Here is a 6,231-nt window from a genome sequence, read left to right as displayed (position 1 = left end):
GGTCACACCTGTTCCCATGCCGAACACAGAAGTTAAGTTCTTCCGCGCCGATGGTAGTCGGGGTTACCCCCCGCAAGAGTAGGGCGCTGCCACATTACTTCAGACCCTGAACATTACGTTCAGGGTCTTTTCTATATGAAAAATGTCATATAGAATCTTATTCGTAAGTGATTTTAAAAATTCGGAAAGTCATGTACGGGTACATAGACGTGGCACTGGTTGCCCGGAAATTGGCAGAAAATCCAGCTTTAAAAGTGAGTGGTTGCAATGAAAATGATACGGTGGAGTTATTCGAGAAGAAAAGTGGTACGTGCTTACTTTGATAAATTTCCAGGGAGCACTTTTTATTTCAGGAGGATACGTTCTTATTTTTATCTTTACAGTTCAGACTGGAGTGAAGAGGATCCCCTGCTTGAAGAGGGAGACCAGGAAGAAATGCAGCTTCTCGTCAATGAATCCCTCGGGAGAAAAGAAGCGTATAGAAATAGAAAATCCCTCGGGACAAAGACTTCAGGGCACTGAAGCAAAATTAATAGCGGGTGACTTTTTCACCCGCTATTGATACATAATTATTGAGCATTTTGAAATATAAGGGAGTATGTGGGACAGGAAATTTTCTACCCTTCACTCATACCTTCCCACGCTGCATTCATACCGGCTACATTTCCGGTAACGAGAGCGGAAGTAATGTTGTACCCTCCGGTATATCCGTGAATATCCAGAATCTCTCCGCAGAAATAGAGGCGGGACATTTTTTTGGATTGGAGTGTATTCGGAACGACTTCCTTGATAGAGACTCCTCCTCCGGTAACGAAGGCTTTTTCAATCGGCTGGGAATCATGGACGGAAACGTGAAAGTACTTCAGGTTTTTCAGAAAAGAGTGGAACTGCTCTTTCGACAGGTGAGCATTCGTCTCTTCCGGAGTAATCCCGTTCTCCTCCATCAGGAAGTCGATCATTCTTTCCGGAAGTACTCCTTTAACAGTGTTTTTCCACGTCTTTTTCGGATGATCTTTTGACTTCTGAAGGTATGTTTCAGTAAGTTGTTCCAGGGACTGCTCGGGTAGAGCATCAATCTCGATTGTTACCGGTCTGTGTCCCTTCATGAATTCTTTTACCGCGAACTGGGAACATCGCAGAACGGCAGGTCCCGAAATGCCGAAATGGGTGAATAACATGTCCATTTTGTGGGTGATGATCGGTTTACTTTTACGGTTGAGTACGCTGACATTTACATCCCGCAAAGAAACTCCCTGAAGTTTCTTATCTTTAATGAAGGCATCTTTCGAAAGAAGAGGGACTTCTGTCGGGTACAGGGTCGTAATGGTATGGCCGGCCGTTTTTGCCCACTTGTATCCGTCTCCCGTTGAACCTGTATGAGGAACGGCTTTACCTCCAGTGGCAATGATAAGGGATTTCGTGCGAATCTTTTCCGAATCATCCAGGTGGACGGTGTGCCCGGATTCCCCGTATTGTATAGCGTCCACCTTCGTTTCTTTTCTGACTTCCACGTGGAGTCTGTCGAGATAAGCGAGCAGAGCCTTCACTACATCCTGTGCTTTGTTGCTGGCCGGAAACATGCGGCCGTGGTCTTCTTCCTTCAGTCCGACTCCGAGGTCCTCAAAAAAAGAGATGATGTCGTAATTGTTGAAAACGGAAAATGGGCTGTATAAAAATTTCCCGTTTCCCGGGATATGTTTGATCACTTCTTCTTCAGGGAGGCGGTTCGTAACGTTGCATCTTCCTCCCCCGGAAATTGCCAGTTTGGTACCCAGTTTTTTACCCTTTTCTATTAAAAGGACGGAAGCGCCCTGTTCGGCTGCAGCAATGGCTGCCATCAGCCCGGAAGGACCGCCTCCGATGACGGTTACGTGATAAGTCATGGATTTCTCACCTTTCTGATGGTACGTGTTCTCATGAAATGTATGATAGAATGAGTAGGATTAATTCTACAATACTTGCAGAGGAAGATAAAGCTATGTCTAAAATTTTAAAAGGTACGATGATTTTAACCGGAGCGACTTTTCTATCGAAGTTTTTGGGAATGATTTATACTATTCCTTTCGAACAGATGGTCGGTCCGGAAGGTATTGAACTGTATTTCTACGCTTACACGCCGTACAACATACTTCTGAGCCTTTCGACACTCGGAGTGCCTATGGCTGTTTCGAAGTTCGTCTCTAAATATAACGCCCTTGAAGACTATCAGACGAGCCGGGATATGTTCCGTTCCGGGATGTATCTGATGGCGGCTACAGGAATTATCGCTTTTCTGCTGCTGTTTTTCGGTGCTGAGAAAATCGCTTCTTTCAGTCTGTCCGATGAAGACTCGGCAGCGGTGCTTCAGGATACGACTCACGTCGTACGCATGATCAGCTTCGCCCTGCTCGTCATTCCTTCCATGAGCATAATACGGGGATTCTTTCAGGGACATGAATCGATGGCTCCTACAGCAGTATCTCAGGTGATAGAACAGATTGTGCGGATTGCCTTCCTGCTTACCGGCGTATACATAGTGTATTACGTACTGGATGCATCGCTCGCTCAGGCTATCGGCTTGAGTACGTTCGCCGCTTTCATCGGTGGTATCGCTTCGCTGGTGGTACTTCTTGTATATTGGAAGAAAAGGAAGCCATACCTGGACCGACATCTTAAACAACAGAAAACGAAGAGCGGTTTAACAACGCCGGACATGTTCAAAGAATTGCTCAGTTATGCCGGACCTTTTGTGCTGGTGGGAATAGCAACACCGCTGTACCAGCTGATTGATCAATTTACGTTCAAACAGGCGATGGCAGATGCCGGACTTGCAGACATTGCAGGAGACGCCCTGCCTGCTATCCATGTGCTCAGTCATAAGCTGGTCATCATACCGGTCACGCTTGGACTTGGCATGGCCGTGACCGTGCTTCCTGCCATTACAAGTTCTTTCACGAAACGGGAATTCAATAAACTTGACGGACAAATCAACCAGGCCCTGCAGATTATCGCTTTGCTGATCATACCGGCAGTCGTCGGTCTTTCTCTATTATCGACGGAGGCTTACGGAACTTTTTACGGTCTGGAACAGCTTGATTATTTCGGGGATCTGTTAGGATGGTATGCCCCTGTCGGGTTATTCTTTGCATTGTTTACGGTCACCTCATCTATCCTGCAGGGGATCAATCGGCAGAATTTCGCAGTTATCAGCCTCGGCGTCGGAATACTGCTGAAGCTTATGACCAACTCGTTTCTTATTCAATTGTTCGGAGCGAAAGGTTCCATCATCTCCACTGGTCTCGCTGTATTAGCTGCAGTTGTTCTTAACTTGTGGAAGATACGGCAAAGCACTGAATTTTCGTATAGAAAACTTTTCAAACGGAGCGTATTCATTGCTATATTGACCGTCATTATGGCGATTGTTGTGCTGCTTGTGAAAATCGTCGGCGGTATATGGTGGAATCCGATGGAAAATCGGATGGGAGCACTCGCAGTACTGTTTATCGGAATCGTGGCCGGAGCTCTTACCTACCTGACGCTGGCCTATAAATCCACCCTGCTTCAACACGTGCTCGGTGACCGGGTGAAGCGGATAGAACGAATATTTAACAGATCCTGAGGAGGATACGAATGAGAATAGATAAACTACTGGCAAATATGGGCTATGGAACGAGAAAAGAAGTGAAATCGTTACTTAAAGGCGGAAGTGTCCACGTAAATGAATCTCCTGTAAAAAATGGAAAAACTCATGTAGACCCTGAAGAAGATCTGGTGACGGTAGCGGGAGAGAAAGTGGAGTATCGTCAATTCATCTATTTAATGATGAATAAACCGGGTGATCTTATATCTGCGACGGAAGATCAGAATGAGTGGACGGTGATAGATATTCTGCAGCCGGAGGACAAAGTGTTTTCCCCATTTCCGGTCGGACGGCTCGATAAGGACACCGAAGGTCTGCTTCTTCTGACCAATGACGGTCAACTGTCCCACCGACTCACTTCTCCGAAAAAAGGGGTAGGGAAAACATATGTGGCAGAAGTCGCAGGAGAGGTGACCGTCGACGATGCAGAAGCATTTGAACGGGGAGTGACTCTTGATGACGGATACGTCACCAAACCTGCAAACCTTCATATTATAGAATCGGGGGATACCTCTCACGTGGAACTCGTAATTACCGAAGGAAAGTTCCATCAGGTGAAACGGATGTTTGAAGCACGCGGGAAGAAGGTAACTAAATTAAAGCGGGTTAAAATGGGAAACCTTGCGCTGGATGAAGAGTTGGAGCCGGGAGAATACCGGGAACTCCGTGAAGATGAAATCGAATATCTGAACAACATTACGAGTAAAGATAAGTGATAGAGTACCGCTGATATTACCTTAAAGAAAGGCACCCGTTACGATGACGGGTGCCTTATCTTTACGAAGCTTTCACTTTCTTTTCTGTCGTTTTCCATTTTCCTCTGTAAGGGCTGCACACAAGGCCATTATATTCCAGTACGTGTAAATCTCTTTGAACGGTTCGATCAGTTATTCCAAATTCTTCAGCTACCTGAGCCGTCGAGACGGTACCTTCTGTTTTTATAAACAGATAGGTCGATTTAATACGGTCAAGCATACGCGTTGATGGGCGATTCAAAAAATCACTCCTTCAGTATTGGTGTAAATGGCGCCTCGTATCAAAACCCTTTGAGGATACGTTCATTGTACAACAGTGAAAAAGCATCATCCACCTTTTCTCTTCCATTTTACAGAAAATTCATCGAATTTACAAAAAATTTACGCGATCGCCAAAAAGCAAACCGGAGCGGGGCAAGATTACCGGCAGCTTGTTTAGAATAGCGGAATTCCCGGTATAAAAAAGAAGAAAGGATGAAAAAAATGAGTAATAACTACGCTACTATGAGTGAATTTGTAAAAAGGCTGAACAGACTTATACGGATACCCAGTGTATATAGAGAAGACGAGCCTCCTTTCGGTAAAGACGTTCGAAGGGCCCTGCATGAGTTGCTGGAAATCGGGAAAGAAGATGGATTTACCATTAAAAATGTTGACGACTACGCAGGCCACGTGGAATTCGGCGAAGGGGAGGAACTGTTCGGTATACTTGCCCACCTGGACGTGGTGCCGGCCGGAAGCGGATGGAGTGTTCCTCCTTTTGAATTGACGGAAAAAGACGGGAAACTTTTCGGGAGAGGTGTTCAGGATGATAAAGGACCGCTTATGGCGGCCTATATAGCTATGAAAGAGCTGAAAGAGGAAGGATTCGTTCCCCGTAAAAGAGTGCGCTTAATAGCCGGAACGGATGAAGAGAGAGAATGGAAGGGAATAGACTATTATTTCACAAAAGAAGAGATGCCGGAATTCGGTTTCACTCCAGATGCGGTCTTCCCGGTGATCCACGCGGAAAAAGGACTGTGGGATATTCATCTGGTTCGGGACAATTCTGAAGACTTCACTTCGGAGATGACGTATATAGAAACGATCTCGGGCGGCAGCCGGTTGAACATGGTTCCGGAGGCGGCAGAGGTTACTATCATACACAGGGGTGAAAAAGAACTGACGTTTCCGGAAGCGGAGAAAGTCTACAGGAACGGAGAAAAACTGACAGCCGTGTTTGCGGGCTCCTCAGCTCACGGAAGTACCCCGGACCGGGGAGTTAATGCCATCAAAAAGGCACTGAAATCCCTTGCCGGGGTATCTTTACCCGCTCCTCAGAAAGAAATGATAGAATGGATGAATACATATTTATCCGATTCGACGGGAAAAGAGCTGGCTATTGATTCGAAAGACGAAGTTTCCGGAGCTCTTACCCTGAATTTCGGAACGCTCCACGGGAATGAAGAGAAGTGGGAAATCGGTCTGAATATTCGTTACCCCGTTACGGAATCATACGCGGAACTCATAAATAAAATGAAAGATTCCCTACCGGGCTGGCTTGCATTCAAAGAGACGGATCACATGTCTTCCATCTATCTCCCGGAAGATCACGCCGGTATACAGACGCTTATGCAGGCGTACAGAAGTGTGAGCGGAAGAAAAGAGAAGCCGGAAGCGATCGGCGGCGCAACGTATGCCAGAGTTCTAAAGACAGGAGTAGCGTTCGGTGCCGTCTTTCCCGAAAGTCCGGACACCGCTCATCAGGCAGATGAGATGGTGCTTCAGGAAGATATGAGAAAGGCGATTGACATATATAAACAGGCTATTTTTACTTGGACGCGATAACAGGTATCTATTCTTAAGGGCAGGAGAGTG

General features: G+C 46.3%; 6 protein-coding genes and 1 rRNA gene. 5 read left to right on the top strand and 2 right to left on the bottom strand.

Translation table 11 applies throughout. The features are described 5' to 3' along the window. Together rrf and BW931_RS12110 are read left to right on the top strand one after the other, a co-directional pair. Nucleotides 1–95 (top strand): 5S ribosomal RNA (gene rrf, locus BW931_RS12115); the annotation flags it as partial. A gap of 172 nt (nucleotides 96–267) precedes the next feature. Continuing rightward, on the top strand, nucleotides 268–522 hold the full coding sequence (locus tag BW931_RS12110; protein WP_008590806.1) for a hypothetical protein: 255 nt from the start codon (nucleotides 268–270) through the stop codon (nucleotides 520–522). 95 nt (nucleotides 523–617) lie between these two features. Here the strand turns inward: BW931_RS12110 and BW931_RS12105 are convergent, their stop codons facing one another. After that, a complete protein-coding gene (locus BW931_RS12105) occupies nucleotides 618–1,883 on the bottom strand; it encodes a BaiN/RdsA family NAD(P)/FAD-dependent oxidoreductase (RefSeq protein WP_008590808.1) in 1,266 nt (421 codons plus the stop codon). A gap of 95 nt (nucleotides 1,884–1,978) precedes the next feature. On the opposite strand from BW931_RS12105, the gene BW931_RS12100 reads away from it, so the two are divergent. Then, nucleotides 1,979–3,598, top strand: coding sequence for a putative polysaccharide biosynthesis protein (locus tag BW931_RS12100; protein WP_076572603.1), 1,620 nt, complete (start codon nucleotides 1,979–1,981; stop codon nucleotides 3,596–3,598). A gap of 11 nt (nucleotides 3,599–3,609) precedes the next feature. Further along, nucleotides 3,610–4,335 carry a pseudouridine synthase gene (locus BW931_RS12095; protein ID WP_076572601.1) on the top strand — a complete coding sequence of 242 codons (726 nt, stop codon included), beginning with the start codon at nucleotides 3,610–3,612 and terminating at the stop codon, nucleotides 4,333–4,335. A 61-nt stretch (nucleotides 4,336–4,396) separates the two neighbouring features. Here the strand turns inward: BW931_RS12095 and BW931_RS12090 are convergent, their stop codons facing one another. Next, the gene (locus BW931_RS12090) at nucleotides 4,397–4,594 is read right to left on the bottom strand and encodes a DeoR family transcriptional regulator (protein ID WP_065757339.1); all 198 of its coding nucleotides are present in this window, start codon (nucleotides 4,592–4,594) and stop codon (nucleotides 4,397–4,399) included. A 263-nt stretch (nucleotides 4,595–4,857) separates the two neighbouring features. On the opposite strand from BW931_RS12090, the gene pepV reads away from it, so the two are divergent. Beyond that, entirely contained in the window at nucleotides 4,858–6,201 is a 1,344-nt protein-coding gene (gene pepV, locus BW931_RS12085; protein ID WP_076572599.1) for a dipeptidase PepV, read from the top strand. Nucleotides 6,202–6,231 lie beyond the last annotated feature (30 nt).

This window comes from Salimicrobium salexigens (assembly GCF_900156705.1).
GTDB lineage: Bacteria > Bacillota > Bacilli > Bacillales > Halobacillaceae > Salimicrobium > Salimicrobium album.
This window is presented reverse-complemented; position numbering and strand designations above follow the sequence as displayed.

What these genes read in the sequence shown, in the direction of transcription:
- BW931_RS12100 (WP_076572603.1), top strand. Translation starts at nt 1,979, where the DNA reads ATGTCTAAAATTTTAAAAGGTACGATGATTTTAACCGGAGCGACTTTT.
- BW931_RS12090 (WP_065757339.1), bottom strand. Translation starts at nt 4,594, where the DNA reads ATGCTTGACCGTATTAAATCGACCTATCTGTTTATAAAAACAGAAGGT.
- BW931_RS12105 (WP_008590808.1), bottom strand. Translation starts at nt 1,883, where the DNA reads ATGACTTATCACGTAACCGTCATCGGAGGCGGTCCTTCCGGGCTGATG.
- BW931_RS12110 (WP_008590806.1), top strand. Translation starts at nt 268, where the DNA reads ATGAAAATGATACGGTGGAGTTATTCGAGAAGAAAAGTGGTACGTGCT.
- BW931_RS12095 (WP_076572601.1), top strand. Translation starts at nt 3,610, where the DNA reads ATGAGAATAGATAAACTACTGGCAAATATGGGCTATGGAACGAGAAAA.
- pepV (WP_076572599.1), top strand. Translation starts at nt 4,858, where the DNA reads ATGAGTAATAACTACGCTACTATGAGTGAATTTGTAAAAAGGCTGAAC.